Here is a 25,154-nt window from a genome sequence, read left to right on the forward strand (position 1 = left end):
GCTGGGGCGAACCACGCTCCAGCGTTTTTTTGTCCTATAATACCGGGCGTGTTGTCGACAGTATGACAGCGATGATTCGATCGATCGCTGAGCTGGTATTGGCCTCGTCCAAGCGTTACCTACCATTACCGTCCACACAGTAATTGCGGGCTAACAGCGAATTAACGGCGCGATTAGCTTTCTACACCCCGAAACCATTATCATTTATGGTATCAAGCATAACCCCCAGAGGCTTAGGCATGCGCACTTGCTTATTACTGGTGTTGCGTAATCAGGAGTCACAGCTGCCCAGCGCGCTCAAGCGACTGCGGCCGCTGAACCTGCCTATTCTTGCGGTTGACGATGGTAGCCAACCCATGGAAGCCTCGCGCTTGAACGATACAGCGTCGCAGCACAACATCGAATTAATACGATTAGTGCGCCGTAGCGGCCAAGGTACGGCAACCAAAGTAGGTCTCGATGAGGCTCAACGGCTGGGTTACACCCACGCGCTACAATGCGATGTCGACATTGAATTCAACGCCGACGAACTAGCCGCGCTGCTTAAAGAGAGCGAGCTGCACCCGGATACGCTCTTCTATCTTTCTACCGACGGGACGCGGCTAAAAATCCCGCTGTTCGTCTCTATTGTGGCTCGCATTGCCGCGCTGCATCGCCCTTTCCTGCAAATGCGCACCGGACTGCGCCTTTACCCCACCGCCCTGGCAAACCAACTGCTCAGTTGCTGTACCTGTAGCAGCGGCCGCGGCTTCAGCAACGAATTTACCGTGCGCTGGTACTGGCGAAATTTGCCAACCGTCGGCTACCCCCTCCATATCGAGAGAGAAGTCCCCCCGCTTCGCTTCGATCTCGGCAAAGCCGCCGCCATCAGTGCCCGCTTGATGCTGGGGATGGTGCTCAGACTACCGTTTCTGGTGAGGCGTTACTGGGTGAATAGAGAGAAAGAGGGAGAGAGGGCATAAGAGATTGGAGGGTTATTGGGGCGGATTTTAGGGCCGGTGAGCAACTGCATTGTTGGTGTCCTTTCGAATAGCTGATTCGAGAGCCTGCGAAGGACTTCGGTGTTAGCGGCTTTATCGGATGGCTGATTCGGGAGCCTGCGCAGTCTTTCACTGTTAGCGTCCTTACCAAATAGCTGATTCGAGAGCCTGCGCAGGACTTCACTGTTAGCGGCTTTATCGGATAGCTGATTCGAGAGCCTGCGCAGGACTTCACTGTTAGCGTACTTTCAAACCTAACCTTTATTTTGAATGCGAGAGGAACCTTGTCCCTCTCGCGCTCTCCCGCTCGTGGATGCGCCCCGAATGTGATGTCGCTGTGCACGCACAGCGCACACATTCAATGGGCTGTCATGCCTTGGCAAATAAAACGCTTAGCGTGACTAGCTACCGACATATGCAAACTTCGTAAGGAAGGCGCGGAATCATCCGCTTGCAGCGTGGTTTTGCAAGTGGATGGTCTGACGCGCCTGACGCAGGCGGGGGTGAAGGGGGCCTGCAAGGTCCCCTTCGATATTAATAAAATAACGTTTGAAAAGACGCTAACAGTGAAGTCCTGCGCAGGCTCTCGAATCAGCTATTCGGAAAGTACGCTAACAGTGAAGAACTGCGCAGGCTCTCGAATCAGCCACCCGGCAAGGACGCCAACACCGGAGCTTTGCGTAGCATTAAGAATCAGCCACCCGCAAATCCCACCTTACGCTCCTACCTTCTCCACCCACTCAGCCACGCTGTCACCACTGCCCATACTGCTATCAACCAAGCCATCCACCATAAAGGTTGGTGAGACGTGGATGCCGTTTTGGCGTGCGTACTTGGTGTGGCGTCTGGCGAGTTGCTGCAGTTCTGGAGCATCGAAGGCTTTTAGCATATCCACGCCGCTGACCTTCACCAGGCGCTTGAGAATATCGTTAGGCGTCGCATCACGGTTGGGTCCGGTGGCGTGATCGTCAAACTCAAATGCTTCACGGTGCTGACCAATCGCTGCTAGCAGCTGCAATGCTTGCTGCTTACCGTTTTCAAGCGTGGAGGCGGCCAACACTGCACGGGTGATAACGCCCGAGAACATGTGCCAGGGCTGCGAGTGCAGCCAGATACGCACGCGCACCTTGTCCTCGCCAGCCTGCTCGACGAAGTCCGCGAGTTTGTTGAATGCCTTGACTGAAAATGGACAGGTGGGCTCTAGAAAAACTTCTACCAACCGATCGCCATTGCCCCATTCCAGTGCTTCACCACCTTGATTGGCTGCCATTTGCTCACTCCTTGATATCAAACACGTCGCTATTTGCGTAACGATCGAGCATCGCATGGTTCAAGGTACTGGTGCCACGTACCTCGACCATCACGTCGTGGCGCTGAAGTCGCGCCACGATATCGTCCAGCGCGCTGACCATAGTGATATCGTGCACCACCGCGTGGCGGATATCGATTACAACACGCCGTGCATCGGTACGCAGATCAATCGCTTCACGCAACATGTCGGACGACGCGAAGAAGAGCTGGCCCGTAATCACATAAACATCGCTATCACCGTCGCGCTGATGGGTAATGCGCACCTGCTTCATTGCTTGCCAAGCGAAAATGATACCGCTCAACAGCACGCCTATCGCGACCCCCGCTGCCAGGTCCTTGGTCAGGATAGTCACAACAACCGTCGCCACCATCACCAGACTGGATAGCTTGGGCGCTACCACTAATCCTTTCAGCGAGCGCCAATCAAAGGTGCTGATTGATACCATGATCATGGTCGCCACCAGCGCCGCCATCGGCACCATCGCAACGTAGTCGTGCAGCAGCACCATCAGAATCAACAGAAACGCGCCGGCGGTAAACGTCGATAACCGTCCTACGCCGCCGTACCGTAAGTTACCCACCGTTTGTCCGACCATGCCGCAGCCTGCGATACCGCCAAACAAGCCTACCGCGATATTCGATATGCCCTGGCCGGTACATTCCATACGAGGGCTAGTACGGCTATCGGTGGCATCCTGCACCACTTCGGCCGTCATCAACGATTCCAGCAGCCCCACTACTGCCATTGCCAGCGCGTAGGGAGCAACCGTCAGCAAGGTGTCCCAATTCCACGGCACCGAAGGCCACACCAGCGACGGCAAACCGGTAGGAAGTTCGCCCAAATCGGCCACCTGCGCCACCGGCATGGGATGGAACGCCACAATGGCAGTCAACACCACGATACATACCAGCGGTGATGGGATCACTGACATCACCCGCGGCAGCAAATAGATAATGATCAACCCCAGCGCAATCAGCAGGTACGTATGCCAATCGACGCCCAGCATCTGCGGCAGCTGGGCAGAAAAGATCAGAATCGCCAGCGCGTTCACAAACCCCGTTTTAACTTCCCGCGAGACAAAACGCATGGCCACGTGCAGCTTGCATAGCCCAAACACGATTTGCAGCGCCCCCGCCAATAGCGTTGCCGCCAACATGTATTGGATGCCGTGACTATGCACCAGCGGCGCCACGATAAGCGCTACTGATCCCGCTGCGCCTGAAATCATGCCAGGCCGGCCGCCAAACAGTGCTATGCACACAGAAATGACAAAGGAAGCAAACAGCGAAACGGCAGGCGGTACACCGGCCACATAAGAGAAGGCAATCACTTCGGGAATTAGCGCAAAGGTACCCACCATGCCGGCCAATACTTCACGCGCGGGGTTTTCAGACCACTGAGCCCGATATCGAGCAAAACGCACAGGCATTATCCTTGTCAAAGCAATCGAAGACAGCACAAGAGTACGCCAAACTGAACCTTAAATCTCGCTAAAGAAATACCGTTATTGGGCAATATCAACGCGTTTGCGCCGTACGCTATCGCCATCACAATCACTTGGCCTCACGCAGTGTTGGAAGCAGCCTCGGCATCCGTACGTTGCCCGACTGCGTATAGAGGATTAGTCTTGATCGCTGTTGTGACGGCTGTAGCTGTCCCGACTCGCACAACAGGCGCGACGCTACATAAAGGAGATACCAATAATGTCACGCTTCACCCGAACCCTGCTGGGCGTTGCAACCGTGTTTTGCGCTGCCACTTCAGTGCCGCACGTCGCTCAGGCTGAAGAAATGATCGCCGTGCCTTATCGCGATGTGCTCGCAGTGCCTTCTGCCAAGCAGAAACTCAGCCCCGCCGTACGCCTTTACTTCGGCAATCAGCTGTATCCTAAGCCCGACCGTGAAGAAGGCGGTTTCTACTTTACCCGACGTGCCAACAAGGCCTTCAAGTCTGGCGAAGAAGCGTGTCGTGGGGCGGCGCTAGAGGCACTCACTGATTTACAAAAACGTGCCAACGACATCGGTGCCAACGCCGTTACCCATATTTCGAGCTATTACAGCAAGCAACTGCGCAGCGACGACAGCCTCGATTGCCACGTCGGCATGTTCACCGTAGAAGTCACGCTGAAAGGCAAGCTTGCCATCATCAGAGGTTAGCACCCACCTTCCGCATTGGAGCCATAATGAGTACACGCTGGAGCCTGATTTTTGACGCCGACGGTACGCTAGTCGATAGCGAGCCGCTGCTGGCCAAGGAAATCGCCATCACCATGAACAAGCTGGGCCTACCGTTCGAGCCCGAGGATTACATGACCCGCTTCCGTGGGGTGGCATTTCCCTTCGTACTCGACGCATTGGAGGCCGCGCATGGTCGTAAGGTAGACGACGATGAAACGCGCAAGCAGCTCGAACAGGAAATGCGCAGCAACCTCGAAACGCGCATGGAGCGGGAACTTGGCCCGATCGACGGCATCAAAGAAGCGTTGGATGCGTTATCTGACTATCCGCGCTGCGTGGCGTCCAATGGCCCATTGCGGAAGATCAGTCTGTCGATGCGCCTGAGCGGTCTCGCCCCCTACTTCGGCGACCATCTTTATTCGGCTTACGAAATTGGCGTGTGGAAGCCGGATCCGGGGCTATTTCTGCATGCAGCGAAAGCGCTGGATAGCGCGCCCGAGCACTGTATCGTTATTGACGATGCCTCGGTTGGCTTGGCGTCGGGTCAGGCAGCAGGAATGCACGTCATCCATATCAACCGCTTCAGCGAGCGCGAACGCACTCCAGACGGTGCTTACGAAATTCACACCATGGCCGAATTGCCCGCAGTGGTTGAAAAAATTATCGCCGCCCACAGCTAAAGTGCTTCACCGCCGCACCGCCAGCGGCACTTAATCCAGCGGATTATGCATCGTTTACCCAAGAGGTTACGCCCATGTCTTCTACCGACGACTCTCAGTTGATCAACGGCCTTTTCGACCGCTTGCAGCAAGCTGAGCAGCAAAGCGGCGAACGCGATCAAAGCGCCGCTCAGCGCATCGATGAACGCGTGCAGCAGCAGCCCGCGGCGCCCTACTACATGGCACAAACCATACTGATTCAGGAAGCAGCGCTGAAGCGGCTGAACGAGCGCGTCGAGCGTTTGGAAAAACAGCTGTCCGAAGCGCAACAGCAGCGCTCAAGCGGCAGCTTCCTGTCGGGCCTGTTCGGCGGCAACGACGCTGGCAATAATAGCGGCGGCGCTCGACCAGCTCGTTCGGCAGCGGCGCCCGCACGCTCTGGGCCGGCCGCCCAACAGCCCGGCTGGGGCGCCAATAATGCGCAACCACAGGCGGCGGGCGGTGGCCGCAGCTTTTTGTCGGGCGCCTTGCAAACAGCTACTGGTGTGGCCGGCGGTGTCGTGCTCGGTAACATGCTCAGCCACATGTTTTCAGGCCACAGCGGTGAAGAAATCGTCAACAACGATGCCAGCAACTTCTCAGAGCAAAGTTACGACGAGGGCTACGATCAGGCCATGCAAGACGACGCTGGCTACGATGACGTTGCCTATCAGGACCCGTCGCCCAGCGATGGCGATCAAGGCTTTGACTCGCAAGACAGCTTCAGCGATGACGCGGGCTACGACGACTTCGGCGGCGACGATTTCGTCTAACCGCTAGCGTCCTCACCTGATGTACTAGCGCCGTCTCCAGCATGGGGCGGCGCTTTTTCATTTCGCTCGATCGACGACCGATAGCTCACCCCATGCCGCACCCGCGGCGGTTTATCCCCACTGTGCTGTGTCATCATCGCATCAAGGATCGCTTTATCGCTGATGGTCATGCGGTCCTGCATGCGCAAGTATTGCAGCCAGTTGCCCACCGCAAACACCTCTTGCCACAGTTCCGGCTGCTGAGTATCGCGATAAAGTGACCAGCGCTCGGCACCGTTGCGCATGCGCAGCTTGCGTACCCGCCGAGCAGCGCGCACGAAATCACGGGTGCGCTCCAACGGAATGTAATAATCGATGCTGACCTGCACCGACCCGCGTTTGGGATTGAATTCAAACAGCGGCGTATCCATGGGCGTTGAAGGAATCTGCGCACTGCCCTCACTGTTTAACTCCGGTAACCGCGACGACCAGAAGATACCGACAGAGACCAGCAGCAGTAACCCCGCCCCCACCAGCGCACCGCCAACGCCCAGCGTTTCAGCGAGGTGGCCCCACAAGAATGAGCCCAGCGCCAGGCCGGCATACAGCGCCGTTTGATAAAGCGCCAGCGCGCGCGCCTTGACCCAGTCGGGCACCAGCAACTGCACTGAAGTGTTGTAGGTAGCCAGCGTGGCGATCCAGCAGCCGCCTATCAGCAGCAGCGCCACAAACAGTACCCATAGCGTTGAAAACGCGCCAACCGCCATCATCATCACGGCCAATAGCGCGGCCGCTAAGCTGATCGAACGGCTGCTGCCGAAGCGCTTCCTAAAGCGGCCCACCTGCGTGCTACCGACAATGGCTCCCACCCCCAAAGCACCAAGTAACAAGCCATAGAGCGAGGCGCTACCGCGGGGATTCTGATGTGCCACCAGCGGCAGCAGTGCCCACACTGCACTGGCAGAAATACCAAACGCGAATGAGCGCGCCATCACTAACCGGGTAACGCTTGAATACTGGGTGAAGTGCAGCGCCGCAATAACGCCTTCAAATAACCGCTCGGGGGGCAATTGACGCTTCGGCACGTCACGCCGCCAGCGCCAGATTGCCCAAATCAGCAGGCAATAGCAGGCGCAGTTGAAGAGAAATACCCACGCAGGCCCTACCAGCCCCAGCAGCAAGCCGCCCAACGCAGGACCAAGCGCACGCGCAACATTGAAGTTAACGCTATTGAGCAGCACCGCGCTGCCGACCATGCGTTTCGGCACTTGCTCGTTAACTGCGGCCTGCCATGCCGGAATCGTGATGGCGGCACCAATCGATATCCATAGAATGGACAGAATCAATACCATCGGCGTCAGATACCCAGCGAAGCCGCATAGCGTCACGAAAAAGCCGCCGGAGGTTTCGAGCGCCATGCCCACCAGCATGATGCGGCGACGGTCATAGTTGTCTGCTACAACGCCTGAAATGATCGACAGCACCACCAAGGGCGCAGACGCCGCCACCTGAATCATCGCCACCATCAAGGGGCTTGCCTGCGCCGAGGTCACTACCCAGGCGGCGGCAACCGATTGCGCCCATACGCCAAGATTGGCAAAGAGATTAGCGATCCAGATAATCCGAAAAGCAGGCACCGATAGCGGCGCAAGCGTGCCGTGACGCTGCTTCTGCTTGGAGGCCTTGTCACCTTCAGGATCGAGAGGGAGATCATTACGAGGAGAAACCGGCTGCAGCATAGCACCCTCAATCGTTGGCCGTTGAACTTGATATGTCATTGTGTAATCACGGCATATGGCTGCCACGTTTACAGCGTCGTGATGATACTCCTTTTTACGCACTTAACCGCTGAGAATGAATACCACCATCGCTATTGACGACATAAATTATTCCGCATGCCTTGAGGGGGTTTCTTCAATTCACTATTCTTCGCTCTTCACATATGTCTTGAATTTATAAAAAGGATCAACAGTGAAGCCCATTCGCTTCAGTACGCCATCACTTTTCGCGGTAGGTTTTTCCATGGCTACCGTTGCCAGCCCTGCACTGGCCGATATCACCGACTTCACCGTGTTGGATAACCCCTCCAGTGCCAAGACGCCCTTTAAAGGCCAGGCTGAAGCAGGCTACACCGGTCATTCGGGAAACAGCGATGACTCAAGCCTGAATGCAGCGTTAACGGGCACCTGGTTTAACGATCCCTGGTCCTACAGCCTATGGGCGAACGCCAACAACGCATCGTCGGACGGTGATCAAACCGCCGAGAAATACAGTGTTGGTGGAAGGAACCGTTATAACCTGACCAACAAAGACTATTTATTTGGCCAGTTGGGATGGGAAAACAACCGCTATTCCGGTTACGACAGCCGCGTTAATTTCAACTTGGGTTATGGTCGTCAAATTCTCGACACCGAGCACCAATCGCTAACGCTCGAAACCGGTCCCGGCTTCCGCTACGACAAGTACCATGATGGCGGCAGCTCCAGTAAGCTGGTCGGCTATGCATCCGCAACTTACGGCTACAAGATATCGGACACCGCCTCCTTCTCGCAGAAGCTGGCTACCTTGGTCGCCTCAGACAACACCACCAGCACCTCGGTCACGTCGCTTAATGTGGCGATCAACTCCCACTTCACGCTGGCACTCTCTTACGCCATCGAAAACAACAGCCAGCCGCCTAATCAGGTTGACCATAAAACCGATACCACCACCAACGTTTCACTGGTATACGGTTTCTAAGCGAATCTGGTGTACGCAAGCAACAGAAAGCCCCGCCATGAGACCATCATTGGCGGGGCTTTGCCGTTATAAGCGCGCATCATTACGCCGCGCACTCTGACCGTGGCTCGCGCACTAGAACGCGAGCCGCTTCGGCACGCTGCTAATAACCAACGGTGAAGGCTTGGTTGGCGTGCTGCTGGGTTTCGAATTCATCGACCAGCGCGATGGCGTAATCCTGATAGGAAATCCAGCTACGACCGCTATCATCGACAATCAGGTGGTTTTTGCCCAGTCGGAAGTTATCGGTGCGCTCACCCTGGATGAATTCCGCCTGCGGACGCAGGAAGGTCCATTCCACGCCTGATGACTGCTCCAACGCTTTCAGAAACTCAATACCCGCACTCGCCTCGGGCTTGTACGCATCGGGAAACTCAGGACTCTCGATCAGCGGTTTGTCATCTGGCGTAAGCAGGCTAGCGGCACCACCGACCACCAGCAGGCGCGGCACCTGTGCTTGCTTGGTCGCTTCAATAACGGAATGCGCATTGGAGCTTTCGAATTTAGCCGCATGGATAACGGCTTCGTGCCCTTCCAGTAAGCTGGTCAGGATTTCTGCATCGGTTGCGTCGCCCTGCTTGTAGGTAACACCCTGCTGCTGTTGCTGTGGAAGCGAGCGCGCGATACCGGTGACTTCGTAGCCCCGCGCCACCAGTTCGATCGCGATCAGTGCCCCCGCGTTGCCTGTTACTCCGATAATTGCCACTGCCATCGCCAATATCCTTGCTTAGATGAATAAACTCTTCGGGGTATTATTAACGCGATAACGGCACAACTTCCAGCCGTTGAATAGTGCGTTTTCCTATCAGGATATCGCCAAGCGTTGGCCCACCACTTCGACAAGCGGTATGATAGGGTTCTATCGCGTTACGACCCACAAGGTCCGTCGCCCCTTTTGGGCTCACCGCCCCTGCGTTTCAAGGGCAAGTGCCGCCCGTCGTTGATGGCATCATGCGTCGACCCGCCTTCTGTACTACTCCTCAAGGCATCCTCGACCCATCGCTACCGCCAGACGTAAGTGCACCCCTTGCGATGGGACGTCGCTATCTAGCGATTGGCAACGTTTACCAGCGCCCACCACAAGCCGCCACTCTCGACAGTGCCGCCAGCAGGTGGGGATTTTTTAGCTTTTAGCCAACTGGATATCACGAATGAGCAGTGCAACGATCGATTGGAACTCGCTGGGGTTTAACTACATCAAGACTGATTTGCGCTACATCTCCTACTGGAAGGATGGCGAGTGGGACAACGGCACGCTAACAGAAGACAACGTGCTGCATATCAGCGAAGGCTCCACCGCCCTTCACTATGGCCAGCAGTGTTTCGAAGGACTCAAGGCGTACCGCTGCAAGGACGGTAGCATCAACCTGTTCCGCCCCGACCAGAATGCCGCACGCATGCAGCGCAGCTGTGCTCGCCTGATGATGCCGGCCATTTCCACTGAGAAATTCATCGAGGCGTGCAAGCAGGTCGTGAAGGCCAATGAGCACTTCATTCCGCCTTACGGCAGCGGAGGTTCGCTCTACCTGCGCCCCTATGTCATTGGCGTTGGCGACAACATTGGCGTTCATCCGGCACCGGAATTCATCTTCTCGGTCTTCTGTACCCCGGTCGGCCCCTACTTCAAAGGCGGCATGAAGCCGGTCAACTTCATGGTGTCCAGCTACGACCGCGCTGCTCCCCATGGCACTGGCGCAGCCAAGGTTGGCGGAAACTACGCGGCCAGCCTGCTGCCGGGCCACGAGGCAAATGATCGGAACTTCGCCGACTGCATTTATCTTGATCCGGAAACGCACACTAAAATCGAAGAAGCTGGCGGCTCCAACTTCTTCGGGATTACCCGCGATAACCGCTTCATTACGCCCAAATCGCCGTCCATCCTGCCGAGTATCACCAAATACTCGCTGCTGGAGCTGGCCAAGCGTCAGGGCCTTGAGGTTGAAGAAGGCGATATCTTTATCGACAAACTGGACGATTTCGCCGAAGCCGGTGCCTGCGGCACCGCAGCCGTCATCACACCGATTGGCGGCATTCAGAACGGCGAGCACTTCCATACCTTCTACAGCGAAGGTGATGTCGGCCCCGTCACCAAAGCGCTCTACGACGAGCTGGTCGGCATTCAGTACGGTGACCGCGAAGGTCCCGCTGGCTGGGTCGTTAAAATCGACGGCTAAGCCATACTGCCGGCGCACCCTAGCGCCGCGCCCGTAACGCCAAGCGCCACGACACTGTTGCCGTGGCGCTTTTTTGCGTCAGTAATATTGTTTGCCACTGTCTTGGCACTCGCCATCGAGATGCCGTAGTGATTGCGCTGCTCGGCGCTATTGCTTCCCTGCGCATAAATAATAACGCTCGACATTAGTCGCAGCAGCATTCCCTCCTGGTTATAAATATTATTATTTCTTTCGCAAATTCAATTGATTAAAAAATATTAACCGCCCTCATACTACTTATGTCGCTTATACCAAAGCGTCGCCAAAAGATCGTTTAAAACAACTATTTTAATTACATAAGAACCACACGCAGAAAAAGAACGTTACCACGATGCGGCTGCGATAGCCGTTGTGCTCGGCGAGGGGGAATGGCGATGAAACAAAGCCTCAGAAGATACCTGGTAGTGGGCACTGGTCTGGTTGCTGCAGGCGCAGCACCTACCGCCTGGGCAGGCGGGTTCCAGTTGAATGAACAAAGCGTTAGCGGCCAGGGCACTGGTTATGCAGGACGCAGCTCCAATGTCTCCGATGCAACCATCCTGAATGGCAACCCCGCCGGTATCACTCATTTGGATCGGCCCGTCATTACCGTCGGTGGAACCTACATCGACGCCCACACGTCGATATCGGACTCGCAAGGATCGCTCAATTTGAACGGCCGTCCTATTCAGCCAACCCAAGGGTCCGCAGGGCGTAACCCGGTGCCTGGCACCATGGTGCCGTTTGGCTTTTTTACCACTCCCATTGATGATCACTGGGCCGCTGGCCTAGGTGTCTATAGCCCCTTCGGCTTGCAAACCGACTACGGCAACGACTTCAAGGGCCGCTACTTCGGCGATTTTACCTCGGTCAAAGTCATTACTGTTCAGCCAACCATCGCTTACAAATTCAATGAGCAGTGGTCGGTGGGCGTTGGCGTTACCTACAACCACATTGACGGTGAAGTGCGCGCCTTCAGCCCCGATGCCAGCGGGCTAGCTGGTATGGCGGGCCTACCGGGCGCGTCGCCGATGGGCGAAGGACGCGTTAACGTGCAGGGTGATGACGATGCCTGGGGCGTGAACCTTGGCGTAATGTATCGCCCCACCACGACCACAACGCTGGGCCTGAAATGGCGCTCCAAGGTGTCTTATCACCTTAAAGGAGACGTTTATTATTCGAACGTTCCCGGGCAAGGTCAGCCTGCTGCGGGCAATCCACTGGGCGTTGGCTCGATCAGACGCGACGGAAAACTGAATGTTGGCACGCCTGAACTGTTCGACTTCTCGGTAACGCAGCTGATTACCGATGATTGGCGCGTGATGGCAGGCGTTACTTGGGTACACTGGAGCGAATTCAGGGACATTAACGTCTATTCCGACGGTGCACCCAACATCAAAGAAGATCAGTTCTATAAGAACTCATGGCAGTTCGCGCTGGGAACGGCCTATCAGCTCAACAGCGATTGGGTGGTGCGGGGTGGTTTCTCCTACGACCGCACACCGTCGCGAGATGCTTACCGCAGCGTGCGCATTCCCTCCGACGATCGCTACGCTATCTCGGTGGGTGCGGGCTGGCAGCCTGATGAGCACTGGAAACTCGATGTTGCCTATTCGTTCTTGTACGAACCGCACACCGATATCGATCAATCTCGCGACTTTGGCTCAGGCGTCTCTGCCGATTACTCAGCGCGCTACCATAACAAGGCCCATGCCTTCGGCGCTCAGCTGAGCTACTTGTTCTGAACCCCTGCATCACTAGGATGTAACGACGCAGTACGCAAAAGGCCCCAGCGCTGTGAAGCGAGGGGCCTTTCGCATGTGTGTACTGATTCAGTCGGGGCTATGTCAGCCGGTGCGGGCGTGGCCGACACTCCTCTGTCTCGTATTGCGTCAGCATACAGCGAGGGGCGGCCTACTTCAGCTTGAGCAGCGCGCCCAGGTAGCTTCCAGAGCGTGATCAGGCATCGCCTGAGCACGCAGCGCCGACAGGGTGTTGCGCAGATAGTCGCGACTGCTGCCGCAGCGACCGCGCGCCTGACGAATCACCTGACGAACCACCGAATCAGGCTGCGTTCCCGCATAGTTGGGACGCTCGGATTCCAGCACAAAGGCCAACGCTTCGATGTTGCGACCATCGGCCAGACGGCATTCGAGCCATTCAGGACGGTAGGAGTCGTCGGGCATTTCACGCTGCCACAGTGCCTTCAAATGCTGATCGAGGTTGTGCTCGGGAAGGCGATGCACCACTCCTTGGCAGCTTCCGCCCTGATCGAGCCCCAGCACCAGACCCGGGCGTTCAGGGGTGCCGCGGTGGATACGTGACCACAGGTTCAGGCCGCGATGGTAGCCATTAATACGAGCGTTGGCGCGCTCCGCAGAGGGACCCTCTGGCTTCCAAATCAACGAGCCATAGGCAAACAGCCAAATATCCTTCTCTTTACGGCGTGCCAGCGTTTCGGCAATGGAGGCCTCCAACTGCTCGTCACTGTTAAGGCACACCTGCCCCAGCCTGGGCGGATAGCACGCCATCATCGCCGCCGACTCATCAAAAGATAAGCTTGAATCAAGGGCACGGGCGTTGAGATTGTTCATTAGCGCATCCATCTATAAAGCTGGCTGGGTTGAGATCATCATAAGCGCCTTCGAAGAGCTTAAAAAGAAATTTAAAATGATTTTTTTATAGCTGATGGTAATTAAAAAAACCATCCGAGCGCGCACAAGGATGTCTCCATAGGTTTACCGCATCAAATGTATTCAGCCAATCAATTATGCCGATACCGCAAGGTTTAATATCGTTAACTAACAGTCATTCTCAGCACGAGGTACCACGCTAATGTCTCTTCTCAATACCGAAATCAAACCGTTTACCGCTACCGCATACCATCAGGGCGAGTTCGTTGACGTCAGCGAAGAAACTCTGAAAGGCAAATGGGCAGTCGTATTCTTCTACCCCGCTGATTTCACCTTCGTGTGCCCCACCGAGCTCGAAGACCTGGCTGACATCTACGACCAGTTCCAGGCGCTGGATGTTGAAATCTACGGCGTGTCTACCGACAAGCACTTCACCCACAAAGCATGGCACGACACCTCCGAAGCCATCGGCAAAATCAATTACCCGATGATCGGCGATCCGACTGCGCAGATTTCTCGCAACTTCGACGTTTACATCGAAGAAGCTGGCGTGGCTGAGCGTGGCACCTTCCTGATCAACCCGGAAGGCGTTATCAAAGCTGTTGAAATCAGCGATGAAGGCGTTGGCCGTAAAGCAGGAGAACTGCTCAAGAAAGTCAAAGGCGCTCAGTACATTGCCGCTCACCCCGGTGAAGTATGCCCGGCCAAATGGGAAGAAGGCGCAGAAACACTGTCTCCGTCGCTCGACCTGGTTGGCAAGATCTAACAGGCCCAGCCCTCGCGGCACCGCTTGTTAGTCTTCTCAGCGCCCGCGTAAGAGATTGCGCGGGCGTTGTCGTCACAGCGGCGCCGTTTTTCTCTTCCCCCTTTCATCTGACCGAGGTTTTACCATGTTGGACGACAACCTTAAGACACAGCTGAAGGCCTATCTGGCCAAAGCGACACGCCCCATCGAGATCGTGGCATCGCTCGATGACAGCGATAAATCGCGCGAGATGCACGGCCTTCTGGCAGATATCGACAGCCTGTCGGACAAGGTCAGTCTGAGCACTGAAGGCACCAACGAACGGCGCCCTTCATTTGCGCTGGGTACGCCGGGAGAAGAGATCGGTATTACCTTTGCTGGGCTGCCCATGGGCCATGAATTTACCTCGCTGGTGCTGGCACTGCTACAAACGGGCGGCCACCCATCCAAGGCCAGCCAAGAGCTGATCGACCAGATCAAGTCGCTCGACGGTGAATTCAACTTCGAAACCTACGTATCGCTGTCGTGCCAGAACTGCCCTGACATCGTGCAGGCGCTCAACCTGATGTCAGTGCTCAACCCGAACATCAGCCACACCATGATCGAAGGCGGTGCCTTCCGTGAAGAGGTAGAGCGCAAAGAGATTCTCTCAGTGCCCACCCTTTACCTGAACGGTGAACACTTCGGTCAGGGCCGCATGACGCTCGAAGAGATCGTTGGCAAGATCGATACCGGTTCAGCGCAGCGTGAAGCCGACAAGCTGAATGCCAAAGAGCCCTTCGACGTGCTGGTGATTGGTGGCGGTCCTGCGGGTGCTGCTGCGGCCATTTATGCCGCACGTAAAGGCGTACGCACTGGCCTGGTGGCTGAACGCTTTGGTGGACAGGTACAGGACACCGCAGCGATTGAAAACTTCATTTCGGTAAAGGCCCATGAAGGCCCGCGCTTGGTGACTGAGCTTGAAGAACACGTCAAGGATTACGACGTTGATGTAATGAAGCTGCAGCGTGCGGCCAAGCTGATTCCTGCGGCACAGGAAGGCGACGATCATCAAGTAGCGTTCGAAAGCGGCGCAGTATTGAAAGCGAAATCAGTCATCGTGGCGACCGGTGCCAACTGGCGCAAAATGGGCGTGCCGGGTGAAGCCGAGTACAACACCCGTGGCGTTGCCTACTGCCCTCACTGCGATGGCCCGCTGTTCAAAGGCAAACCGGTGGCCGTTATCGGCGGTGGCAACTCGGGCGTAGAAGCCGCTATCGATCTGGCCGGTATTGTCAAAGACGTTACTGTGCTCGAGTTCCAGGACAGCCTGCGCGCCGATGCGGTGCTGCAGCGCAAGCTTGAAAGCCTGCCCAACGTGAAAGTGATCAAGAGCGCTCAGACCACCGAAGTACAAGGCGACGGCAAGAAAGTCACCGCGCTTGCCTATAAGGATCGCACCGATGGCAGCGAGCACAGCATCGATCTTGACGGCGTCTTCGTACAGATCGGTCTGGTGCCCAATGCCAGCTGGCTGAAAGGCACGGTAGAACTGAGTCAGCATGGCGAAATCAAGATTGACGAACGTGGTGCCACCTCCATTCCCGGCGTATTCGCTGCGGGTGACGTGACCACCGTGCCTTACAAGCAGATCGTGATTGCGGTCGGTGAAGGCGCTAAAGCATCGCTGTCAGCCTTCGATCACTTGATTCGCGTTACCGCACCTAAAGAGACATCGGCTGAAGAAGCCGAAACGGTGTAGTAAACGCTGCCCAACGCTGACGTGTTAGCGTGAATGACAAAACCGCCGCCCGATTGCTCGGACGGCGGTTTTTTTATGCGCTGCTAATGCAGGATTCAGCACGCCACACCGGCGCTCTTAGCGCGGCTCATCCGAGTTGTGACTGGCAGAAGCGCTGGGCTCGTTACGCTGCGCCAGCGACCCAATGCCGCGCGTCAGATCCTGACCGGAAGGCGTTTGGAAGATACGAATATTGAAATGCGACGCCACTGCGTACACGTATTCGGTGACCTTCGCCTGCACCCGTTCGTAATCATCGAAATTGGGGTGCGCCGAAAAGCAATAAAGCTCCATCGGCACGCCCTCTGAGGTAGGCTCCAGGTAGCGCACCACCACAAACATATCGTTGCGGATATCCTTGTTGGAACGCAGGTAGTGCAGGATGTGGGCACGCAGCAGCCCCATATTGGTAATTGCCGACTCACGCAGTTGCTGACTGTTCATGGCGAACAGCTCGGCCGGCGAGATATCGTCACCGGTATCGATATCGTCATGATGAATAAAGGTATCGCGCAGATGAGCCAGCAGTTCTTCATTGGCAAATTCGATACTGTTTTGATCGATATGGAAGCTGCGCTTGATGCGTCTACCGCGCCCATCGTTGAACACCGGCTGCCAATTGATCCACGGCTCGGTAATAAAGTTGCGGATTGGCACGCGCGCCATGGTGTTATCCCAGTTCCGCACCCTAACCGTGTGCAGCGCGATATCCATCACCTCGCCGTCAACCATGCCGCCGGGCATTTTGATCCAATCACGAATGTTGATCGCGCGCGCGGCTGAAATCTGAATATTGGCAATAAATGACAGCAGCGTGTGTTGGAAGACAAAGATCAGCACCGCCGCCGCTGCACCAAAACTGGAAATGATGATCGCAGGCGGCCGCCCGGTCAGCGAGGCAATAATCAGAATCAAGGCCAGCGCACTGATAATCAGCTTGCTTATCTGCAGGTAGCCTTTGATTGATTGCGACGTTGCCTTGCTCTTTTTCAGCCAAAACATATTGACCGTATCGAGCATTTCCATCAGCAGCAGCGCCACGCTCACAATCCACAGAATCGAGCTAATGATCGACAGGGCCTTATCCAGTGTGGGAGGCAAATCGTTGACTACCGCCAACGTGCTGGAAAACGCCAGCGCCGCAAACACCAGCGCGACTCGGCGGGTTACCGCGATATCTTTCGACAGCACATTCTTGTGGCGCAAAATGAAGCGTCTAACGCTAGTGCGCAGGAAGGTACATGCCAGCCAGTACACCACTAACGGCAGTGCCAACAGCACCACCACAATGACCACGGGATAGACAATTTCCTGCTGCTGAAGCCAAAGCCCCAGTTGATGAAGATAAGACATCAAGAGCGACGTTCTCGAAGTAGATAGAAATCAGAAGAGTTATGCAGCGCTGCGCACATTCATCAGTGAGCGGCAGCAGCAGCCTAGCGGAACCTGAGTTTCTTGCAAGCTAACCAGCGTTTTTTCTGCATTTAGCGGCACGCAACCGCTACTGGTAAGCCCCTACTTCCGCGTACTGATCGTTAAGCGCGAAATCTCCCACCTCGACAAACTTATACACCACTGGGTCGTGCAGCGAATGCGTACGCAGATCACGCCAGTAGCGGTCCAGGCCATAGCGACTTGCCGTTGCGCGAGCGCCCATCAGTTCGAAGGCTTCCGAACAGATCGTAAGTCCCTTGCGCGCCACGTGAGCCTTGGCCGTCGCCACCGCAGCGGCAGCCTCGCCTCGCTGCGCGCGCGAAAACGACTCACCGGCAGCCAGCAGTGTCTGTACCTTTTCCAACGCACTGTCAGCAAGCGCCACCGATGCCTGAAACTCTACCCACATCTCGCCAAAGCGTGCTCGATTGAGGATGTCGTCACTGGCAGTATCAGCGCTGGAACGCAGCCATGCGCGCGCGTATTCATGGACGAAGCGTTTGGTGGCGAAGATCGCGCCTTGGGTATAGCCCGTATAGAAATTGACGAACAGCGATTGGTTAACGGGTCCCTTCACTGCCGCCGCGAAATTGCCGCCAGGTGAATCGCTGTCCAACACCAGCTCCTCAGCGGAAATCTCGACATTATCAAGCACCACGCTGCCGCTTTCGCTGCGCTCAAGCCCAATGGCTTCCCAGTTGTGCAGCCGCGTTACTCCCTCGCGATCGGCGGGAATCAGCACCGCGCCGCTGGCGCCGTCTTCCTCACGGGTGACGCTAAGCGTTAACAAATCGGCAAAACCGTTGCCGGTGCAGAAGTTCTTGCGTCCGTTCAATACCCAGTGATCGCCCTCACGACGCGCCACCACATCGTCGTCACGCGGATTGACCACGCCCGCCAGCCATAACCGCTGCTCGGCGATTCGCTGCTCTAATGCGTGCCACCGCTCAAGGGGTTCGCGGCGTAAATGGAACAGCTGCATCAGATGATAGCCAAGCACCGCACCCACCGAGCCGTCACCGGCAGCAATTTCTCTTACCACTTTGCCAATAGCCGGCCAGCGCAGCCCCAACCCGCCCCGCGATGGAGGAATCACCGCGGTCGTCAAACCGCTTTCCTTCAGCTCGGCCAACTGCGCCCACGGCAATACCTGACGCTGCTCCGGCTGGCTATCGAGTATGGACGCGAATTTTTCACTTAGCGCGCGCGCTGTGGCCAGGGCTTCCTCCTCCACCTCAAGCTGCTGCTGAAGCGGGCGTTCAGTGGCGAACGCAATAGACTCACTGTTGCTGGTACTCATGGTTATCCCTTGACCGCGATAGCCACTGCACCGGTGACAGGCACTGGGCAATGGCTGAAAAGTATCGAATGCCAACGGCTAGCCCCGAGAGAGGCTACCTGCGGCAGCGCCTAAACCTGCTGCTAAAACAGCTCAGTAGACACCGCCCCTACGCTACGTAAAGCGCCGCATGGTTCAGCTACCATAATGAAAGCGCGGGGCTGATTGAAATGACGCAACGGAATGGCGTAAGAAGTTTTTGGCGCAAGGGAGTCGCCTCGTTTGCGCTCAAGCGCGCAAAAAAAAGCGCCCGCTAAAAAGCGAGCGCCCAGCCTCCTCACAACGGAAGCACTTACTCTTTCACATCCATGTATTCACGCGCCCAAATACGGTATTCCTCAAGCGTGGAGTACTTGGACGACAGCTCGGACGCCGACAGATCAGAAGCCTTGATACCGCGCTGCTCACGCAGCATGTCGTAGGTGGCCTTGATCGACGCGAAGTAAGCCGCATGACCGTTCACTACGATGCGCACGCCCAGCGACGCCAGACGATCGAGATCGCGCAGCTTGGGGTTGCCGTAGGCAATCAGCATGATCGGCAGTTTTACGTCGGCGGTAACACGCTCAAGGTGCTCGACGTCGCGAATACCAACGATGCAAATACCATCGGCACCTGCCGCCTGATAGCGTTTGATGCGCTCGATAAGCTGATCGTCGTCGAGCACATTGGCATTGGTACGGGCAAAAATGGAGAAATCAGGATCGATGCGCGCTTCGATAGCGGCGCGCAGTTTGCCGACCATTTCGTCAGTACCGATCAGATCGGTGGACTTATGACCGTACTGCGCAGGCAGCAGGGTATCTTCCAGCGTCATCATTGAGATACCGGAGCGCTCGAGTTCGGTCACCGTACGCATGGCGTTGAGCGCATTGCCATAGCCGTGGTCGGCATCGGCAATCACTGGCAGCTGTGCGACACGGCCAATGCGCGTTGCCTGCTCGACAAATTCGCTCATCGTGACCAGTGCGAAATCGGGCGCGGCCAGCACCTGCAGCGCAGCGACAGAACCACCTAGAATGCCCACTTCGAAACCCAGGTCACCCGCGATACGCGCCGACATGGGATCGAATACCGAACCTGCATCGAAGCAAGTGTCGCCTTTCATCAATTCACGAAACTGAACACGCAGCTGATGCTGAGATTGAATGCTCATGGAGCAACTCCTGATTGTTGTGCGAGCCGGCGCCCTGCGCCTTATCGGCTAAGAGCCCCAACTCATCTTAAGTTTCACCGCCATGCAGAAGGAGTTCACTTTGACACGCGCCAACAAAGATAGCGGTTGTCATCGAATAGCCCAATAGCACTTATCAAAAAGCGGCTGAAACAAGTGAACAAGATACGGCGAACGCTATCGAGAACGTCATAAATATTGGTCGAGAGTATAATACTAAAGGCGTAGAAGGTAAATAAATAGGCTGCTAACTACGGCTCAATTTGCCCGCTTACACGCCTTTTTATTATTCTCACCGCAACTATTTTCTATATTTTTTCTAATTTTTTACACGCTAATAATACGCCTTAACGTCCTTCGAGGGGAGATAAATAAACGCCTGTTTAAACGCCGTTTTCTCCCGCTCAAAGTTTTCGTATACAGCTGATTATCAACCTTTTTTCCAATCAGGCTGTGATAAATACGCGTTCGTCTCGCGCGCCACTAGCCCGGTTAGCACCAACAGCCCCACCAGGTTAGGCAACGCCATTAGACCGTTGGCAATATCTGAGAATGTCCATACTGCTTCCAATTGGGTAATAGAGCCGATAAATACAATAAATGAAAACACCACGCGATAGGCCAACGACAGACGGGTACTGTTGGACAATTGCTGTAACGAGCGCTCTCCGTAATAACTCCACCCCAGAATAGTCGTCAGCGCAAAAAATAGCGCCGCCACCGCCAGAATACCGCCCGCAGCGGGCCCAAAAACAGATTCCAGCGCGAACCCGGTAATACTGGCGCCTTCAAGCCCTTCTACCTTGTACGCCCCTGTCACGACAATCATCAGGGCCGTTAATGACACCATGATGATGGTATCGATGAAGGTTTGGGTCATCGACACCATTGCCTGACGCACCGGATGAGAGGACTGCGCCGCCGCTGCAGCAAACGCGCCGGAGCCAAGCCCGGATTCATTGGAGAAAATACCGCGCGCCACGCCGTACTGAATGGCCATCATCACGGTTGCGCCGGTAAAGCCCCCCGCCACTGCCGAACCGCTGAATGCGTCAGCAACAATGGTGTGAAAGGCGTCGCCCAGGCCCTGCCAGTGATACCCCAGCACGACAATATTCGAGAGCATATACAGCAGCACCATAATGGGCACTACCAGCGAGGCAAAGGACGCGATCGTTTTAATACCGCCGATAATGACCACCATCACGATCAGCGCCATGACGGCCCCGGAAAACCACAGCGGAATACGAAACTGCTCTTCCAGCGTGTGGCTGACAGTATGCGCCTGCGTCATGTTGCCAATGCCAAAGCTTGCTACCACTGCGAACAGGCAAAACGCGATCGAAAGCAGCCCGCCCAGTTTACCGCCCACGCCATCGCGCAAGTAGTAAGCAGCGCTGCCAGAATACTCACCGTTTTGGTCCTGATGACGAAAATGGTTACCAAGAAAGGCTTCAGCATACTTGGTTGCCATGCCTAACAGGCCCATCAGCCACATCCAGAAGATTGCCCCGGGACCGCCCATGGAAATGGCAGTGGCCACCCCAGTAATGTTGCCAATCCCGATCGTTGCTGCCATGGCCGTCATCAGGGCGCCGAAGTGGCTAACATCGCCCGCTTCCTTACCCGTACCGTCGCGGCGCTTAATAAACGCCAGCCATAGCGCATGGCCTAGCAGCCTGAACTGCACGCCTCCTAGCCTGACGGTCAGATAAACGCCTGTCGCCATCAATAGCGGTATCAGCAGGAAAGGGCCCCAAATAATGCCGCTAATGGCAGTGAGTACGTCGTTTATCGAAGTCATCGGCGATGGTCCTGTATATAACGTTATTTAAATTATAAGCAGCGATTATAACCAGTTATATCTCCGCTACCGCAAGCATTAACTCACCCCTGCCAAACGCCCTGCACTGCGTCGACGACAGCAACCACCCCGGACCCGTTAGTGGGCTTCAGGAATATCTCGCAGCAGCGGCTCCCAGCGCTGCGGCAACGGCTCGCGCGTGAAACGCTCGGCCAGCCATTGCGCTGCCGGGCCGAGGCCGCGCTGACGATGCCAACCAATTTCCAGCTCAACGCTGTGCTCGATGCCAGGGGCATCGGGAGTGGTCAACCAAGGGCGTGTCGGCGATGAGGCAATGACATGATCAGACATCAACGCCCACCCCACTCCGTGCTTCACCAGCTCGAGCATGGCGTAATGGCTTTCGACCCACCAGGCGTCGGCAGCGATACGCATGCTCTGGCGCGAGATGCGCCGCCCACGCGTTGCGACAATCAGCTGTCGGTAGTGCACCAGCCGCTGATAGGTAATGGGCTGCTGCGCCAGCGGATGCTCCTTGGCACACACCAGCCGCAGCGGTACACGCCCGACCGGCCGTGCTTCTATCGCACTATCGGGCACCGCCGTGCGACACAGAACGCCAAGGTCGGCCTCATTCTGTTCGATCATCTGGCTAACGTCGTCAAGCAAGGGAAAGTGCAGCTCTAATTCAACGCTCGGAAAGCGTTCGGCAAAATCGCTCAGCACGCCGCCAATCAAGCGCTCGGGATAAAACTCATCAAGCGCCAACCGAATACGCGCCTCCACGCCCTCATCCAAGCGCTGCGCGACGCCCATCAAATGAGCACTCTGCGCCAGTAGCTGCCGTGCTTCTATCAGCACCCGCCGACCGTTGTCAGTAAGCTGAGGCATTCGCCCGCTACGATCGAACAGCGCAAACCCCAGCGTGATTTCCAAATGCGCCACTTGGGTACTGACATGTGACTGGGCCCGCGAGAGCTGACGCGCGGCGGCTGAAAACGAGCCGCAGTCAGCCGCTGTGACGAAGGCATTGAGTTGCTCAAGCGTCGGCATCATAACGCTTCACCTATCTTGATTAGCGATGGATTCCAACTTTTATTATCACTCAAAAAAAGAGAAGGTGCGCCCACGAAATCTCTTGCCCGCGCTAACGGGTGATCCAATGCCGGCAAGAATTCATTTATGGCCACGCTTGGATTTAACGGAGAAAGCACATGCGTACCTTTTGGGATCGCGTTCGACACACGCTCGCCTTCGAAATTATCGGGCTTTTGATCGTGCTGCCGCTGGGTAGTTGGCTGTTTGGTATATCGCTCGCGCACATGGGTGGCGTTGCGGTAATCAGCGTCATTGTCGCCACGCTGTGGAATTACATTTACAACCTTGGGTTCGATATCGCCTTGAAGCACCGCTATGGGCGGGTCGCTAAAACGGTGCCGCAGCGCGTGCTGCATGCGTTTTTATTCGAGGTGGGATTACTGCTGGTGCTACAGCCCTTGATCATGCTGTATCTGGGCAGCGGTGCACTGGATACGCTGGGGATGACGATAACATTGGCGCTTTTTTACATGTGCTATGCCTTCGTCTACAACCTGGGCTACGACTGGCTGTTTCCTCTCCCGAAAACGGCAATGTCTCAGCAGGCCACGCATTAACACCAGTGGCGACTATCGCTTCAATGCAAAACGCCGGAGGCAATGGCCTCCGGCGCTGCTGCTTAACCTTGCCTAACGATCAAGCAACCACGTCGGTGTCGAGATTGACCGCGCCGACAATGTCGATCAAGAACGATGGCGTACCGCTTCCATCGGTGTCGATTCCCAACTCACTCAGATTCTGGCCTTCGTCGTAGGCAACTGCAGTGTCTCCTACTTGACCAGAGAAGTCGTCAGCGAACGACAGCCCACCCAATGCCTCCGCAACACCCGTCAGATCGATAACGTCCTCGCCAGAGGTGAAGTCGGTAATCAGATCGGTTGCGCTAGCGGTAGAGTCTCCAGCATCGAGATAGACAAAAGTGTCTGCCCCGCTACCGCCGGTCAGGGTGTCGGCACCTGCGCCGCAATAGAGAATATCGTTACCGGCACCGCCGCTCAGCTCGTTATCCAGATCGTTGCCGATAATAAGGTCGTTACCGCTGCCACCGATAGCGTTATGGATATCAACGTCATCAGCAATCGCGATATTGCCCTTCAAACCGCCCACATCAGAAAAACTCAGCTGATTGAGATTGATCACCTGATTGTCGGAATAGCCGGAGAAGTCGAAGGTGTTAATACCACCGGCGTCCCACACCGCGAAGATAAGCGGATCGTTGCCATCTTCAGCGCTATAGAAGTCGCGATCGGCGTTGGAGTTGAAACCATAGGTCGTATCACCGGTACGGGTATCTTCATTGGCACCGTACAGACGCTGAATCGCCGCGATATCGTCAAGCATCGGAGCCGCCGGCGAGAACCCCTTGTGGTCAGCCCCGGTTTCGCCTTCGCTCCAGTAGCTCATCAGTGAATACTGACGCGAATCTTCAACGTAATCGGAGTCAGCATACGAAGGGCTGCCCTCTCCCGCGTTGTAGTCACCGGGATGGCTGAGGCCGAGCGCGTGGCCAATTTCATGAGTCAGGGTTTCGCGCCCGTAATTCCAAAGCGTGGGATGGACGTTGTAGTCCTGGAAAAGCTCCTGATTGACCCACACCTGGCTGGATATCTCACGCCCGGTCAGGTCGGTACCGATGGAATCACCCGGGCCGGTCGGCAGGAAAGCGTAAGCAGATGATGCCGAGCCATACTGGACAAAGTTGCCGAAGTTGATATCCGCGCTTTTGTCGTTCGGACTGACTTCTTCAAAGGTAATATTAGCGACATCTGCCCACGACTGTAAGGACAGGCGCGCCTGATGCTGCTGATTCTGATCGAAGCCGCTCAGATTGCGGTCACCGGCGGCGTTGACTGGTACGCCCGACCAATCAGGGAACGAATAGGTTACCTCGACAGGCCGCCCAAGCACGCCAGAACCATTTAACGTTTGGTCTTCACGACCAATATGAGCGCCTGCTTCCTCATTATCGAAAGAGGGTAAACCGGAGTCGCTGTTACCGCCGCGGAAGTCTCGCGTCAAAACATCGAGCACGTCATTTGCATCCGACGATAGTGCCGAATCGTACTCGTGGGGTTTTCGTGTTGCCATGTGACGTCTCCTAACAATTATTCGTTATGGTTGTGATCGTAGGTTCTGCATCAATATGGAACTGCACCTTTAACCCTAGCAGCCGTCATCGAAATGTCATCCTTTCAAGGCGCGTTATTAAGAATTTCTTATCATTTAGCTTCCTTTTGGCTCTCAATCGCCTGAATTTG

Annotated in this window: 22 protein-coding genes; 10 read left to right on the forward strand and 12 right to left on the reverse strand. The window is 55.9% G+C overall.

From position 1 onward, the window contains the following. The first annotated feature begins 239 nt into the window (after nucleotides 1-239). Complete coding sequence (locus R84865_RS05850; RefSeq protein WP_435639087.1) at nucleotides 240-962, forward strand: glycosyltransferase family 2 protein; 723 nt, start codon at nucleotides 240-242, stop codon at nucleotides 960-962. Nucleotides 963-1,695: 733 nt separating this feature from the next. Here the strand turns inward: R84865_RS05850 and R84865_RS05855 are convergent. Further along, the gene (locus tag R84865_RS05855; protein ID WP_435639088.1) at nucleotides 1,696-2,250 is read right to left on the reverse strand and encodes a DsbA family protein; all 555 of its coding nucleotides are present in this window, start codon (nucleotides 2,248-2,250) and stop codon (nucleotides 1,696-1,698) included. Nucleotides 2,251-2,254: 4 nt separating this feature from the next. Beyond that, nucleotides 2,255-3,715, reverse strand: a complete 1,461-nt coding sequence (locus tag R84865_RS05860; RefSeq protein ID WP_435639089.1) for a SulP family inorganic anion transporter — start codon at nucleotides 3,713-3,715, stop codon at nucleotides 2,255-2,257. Nucleotides 3,716-3,995: 280 nt separating this feature from the next. Between R84865_RS05860 and R84865_RS05865 the strand changes: the two genes are divergently transcribed. The 3 genes from R84865_RS05865 (at nucleotide 3,996) to R84865_RS05875 (ending at nucleotide 5,940) form a co-directional block, all read left to right on the forward strand. Continuing rightward, nucleotides 3,996-4,448 (forward strand): hypothetical protein, encoded by a 453-nt coding sequence (locus R84865_RS05865; protein WP_435631092.1) that lies wholly within the window; start codon nucleotides 3,996-3,998, stop codon nucleotides 4,446-4,448. 26 nt (nucleotides 4,449-4,474) lie between these two features. Further along, nucleotides 4,475-5,149, forward strand: a complete 675-nt coding sequence (locus tag R84865_RS05870) for an HAD family hydrolase (RefSeq protein ID WP_435639090.1) — start codon at nucleotides 4,475-4,477, stop codon at nucleotides 5,147-5,149. A 74-nt stretch (nucleotides 5,150-5,223) separates the two neighbouring features. Beyond that, entirely contained in the window at nucleotides 5,224-5,940 is a 717-nt protein-coding gene (locus R84865_RS05875) for a DUF2076 domain-containing protein (protein ID WP_435639091.1), read from the forward strand. Here the strand turns inward: R84865_RS05875 and R84865_RS05880 are convergent. Then, a complete protein-coding gene (locus R84865_RS05880; RefSeq protein WP_435639092.1) occupies nucleotides 5,937-7,658 on the reverse strand; it encodes an MFS transporter in 1,722 nt (573 codons plus the stop codon). The genes R84865_RS05875 and R84865_RS05880 overlap by 4 nt on opposite strands. A gap of 283 nt (nucleotides 7,659-7,941) precedes the next feature. On the opposite strand from R84865_RS05880, the gene R84865_RS05885 reads away from it, so the two are divergent. After that, nucleotides 7,942-8,658, forward strand: coding sequence for a DUF481 domain-containing protein (locus R84865_RS05885; RefSeq protein ID WP_435639093.1), 717 nt, complete (start codon nucleotides 7,942-7,944; stop codon nucleotides 8,656-8,658). Between the two features lie 142 nt (nucleotides 8,659-8,800). Here R84865_RS05885 and R84865_RS05890 read toward each other — a convergent pair whose 3' ends face one another. Then, nucleotides 8,801-9,409 (reverse strand): NAD(P)-dependent oxidoreductase, encoded by a 609-nt coding sequence (locus tag R84865_RS05890; protein ID WP_435631097.1) that lies wholly within the window; start codon nucleotides 9,407-9,409, stop codon nucleotides 8,801-8,803. A gap of 439 nt (nucleotides 9,410-9,848) precedes the next feature. Between R84865_RS05890 and R84865_RS05895 the strand changes: the two genes are divergently transcribed. After that, nucleotides 9,849-10,871, forward strand: a complete 1,023-nt coding sequence (locus R84865_RS05895; RefSeq protein ID WP_435631098.1) for a branched-chain amino acid aminotransferase — start codon at nucleotides 9,849-9,851, stop codon at nucleotides 10,869-10,871. Here R84865_RS05895 and R84865_RS05900 read toward each other — a convergent pair. After that, nucleotides 10,868-11,071 (reverse strand): hypothetical protein, encoded by a 204-nt coding sequence (locus R84865_RS05900; protein ID WP_435639094.1) that lies wholly within the window; start codon nucleotides 11,069-11,071, stop codon nucleotides 10,868-10,870. The two genes, R84865_RS05895 and R84865_RS05900, sit on opposite strands and share 4 nt — an antisense overlap. A 213-nt stretch (nucleotides 11,072-11,284) precedes the next feature. Here R84865_RS05900 and R84865_RS05905 point away from each other — a divergent pair, with 213 nt between their 5' ends. Beyond that, nucleotides 11,285-12,634: an OmpP1/FadL family transporter gene (locus R84865_RS05905; RefSeq protein WP_435631100.1), complete on the forward strand. Its 1,350-nt coding sequence runs from the start codon at nucleotides 11,285-11,287 to the stop codon at nucleotides 12,632-12,634. Nucleotides 12,635-12,808: 174 nt separating this feature from the next. On the opposite strand, the gene R84865_RS05910 is transcribed toward R84865_RS05905, so the two are convergent. Continuing rightward, on the reverse strand, nucleotides 12,809-13,483 hold the full coding sequence (locus R84865_RS05910; RefSeq protein ID WP_435631101.1) for a gamma-glutamylcyclotransferase: 675 nt from the start codon (nucleotides 13,481-13,483) through the stop codon (nucleotides 12,809-12,811). Nucleotides 13,484-13,724: 241 nt separating this feature from the next. Between R84865_RS05910 and ahpC the strand changes: the two genes are divergently transcribed. Both ahpC and ahpF read left to right on the forward strand, forming a co-directional pair. Beyond that, nucleotides 13,725-14,288, forward strand: a complete 564-nt coding sequence (gene ahpC / locus R84865_RS05915) for an alkyl hydroperoxide reductase subunit C (RefSeq protein WP_435631102.1) — start codon at nucleotides 13,725-13,727, stop codon at nucleotides 14,286-14,288. A gap of 124 nt (nucleotides 14,289-14,412) precedes the next feature. After that, entirely contained in the window at nucleotides 14,413-16,008 is a 1,596-nt protein-coding gene (gene ahpF, locus R84865_RS05920; RefSeq protein ID WP_435639095.1) for an alkyl hydroperoxide reductase subunit F, read from the forward strand. Nucleotides 16,009-16,125: 117 nt separating this feature from the next. Here the strand turns inward: ahpF and R84865_RS05925 are convergent, their stop codons facing one another. The 5 genes from R84865_RS05925 to R84865_RS05945 all read right to left on the reverse strand — a co-directional run bounded on the left by R84865_RS05925 (nucleotide 16,126) and on the right by R84865_RS05945 (nucleotide 22,854). Next, a complete protein-coding gene (locus R84865_RS05925) occupies nucleotides 16,126-17,400 on the reverse strand; it encodes a mechanosensitive ion channel family protein (protein WP_435631104.1) in 1,275 nt (424 codons plus the stop codon). Between the two features lie 148 nt (nucleotides 17,401-17,548). Beyond that, nucleotides 17,549-18,781: an acyl-CoA dehydrogenase family protein gene (locus tag R84865_RS05930; RefSeq protein WP_435636492.1), complete on the reverse strand. Its 1,233-nt coding sequence runs from the start codon at nucleotides 18,779-18,781 to the stop codon at nucleotides 17,549-17,551. Nucleotides 18,782-19,112: 331 nt separating this feature from the next. Further along, nucleotides 19,113-19,976: an isocitrate lyase/PEP mutase family protein gene (locus R84865_RS05935; RefSeq protein WP_435631106.1), complete on the reverse strand. Its 864-nt coding sequence runs from the start codon at nucleotides 19,974-19,976 to the stop codon at nucleotides 19,113-19,115. A 448-nt stretch (nucleotides 19,977-20,424) separates the two neighbouring features. Beyond that, on the reverse strand, nucleotides 20,425-21,798 hold the full coding sequence (locus R84865_RS05940; RefSeq protein WP_435639096.1) for an alanine/glycine:cation symporter family protein: 1,374 nt from the start codon (nucleotides 21,796-21,798) through the stop codon (nucleotides 20,425-20,427). Nucleotides 21,799-21,936: 138 nt separating this feature from the next. Further along, a complete protein-coding gene (locus tag R84865_RS05945) occupies nucleotides 21,937-22,854 on the reverse strand; it encodes a LysR family transcriptional regulator (RefSeq protein WP_435639097.1) in 918 nt (305 codons plus the stop codon). A gap of 158 nt (nucleotides 22,855-23,012) precedes the next feature. Here R84865_RS05945 and R84865_RS05950 point away from each other — a divergent pair, with 158 nt between their 5' ends. Next, nucleotides 23,013-23,453: a PACE efflux transporter gene (locus R84865_RS05950; protein ID WP_435639098.1), complete on the forward strand. Its 441-nt coding sequence runs from the start codon at nucleotides 23,013-23,015 to the stop codon at nucleotides 23,451-23,453. Between the two features lie 79 nt (nucleotides 23,454-23,532). On the opposite strand, the gene R84865_RS05955 is transcribed toward R84865_RS05950, so the two are convergent. Beyond that, nucleotides 23,533-24,984, reverse strand: a complete 1,452-nt coding sequence (locus tag R84865_RS05955) for a serralysin family metalloprotease (protein ID WP_435639099.1) — start codon at nucleotides 24,982-24,984, stop codon at nucleotides 23,533-23,535. Between the last annotated feature and the right edge of the window lie 170 nt (nucleotides 24,985-25,154).

Source organism: Carnimonas bestiolae (assembly GCF_051251145.1).
In the GTDB taxonomy this organism is placed as follows: domain Bacteria; phylum Pseudomonadota; class Gammaproteobacteria; order Pseudomonadales; family Halomonadaceae; genus Carnimonas; species Carnimonas bestiolae.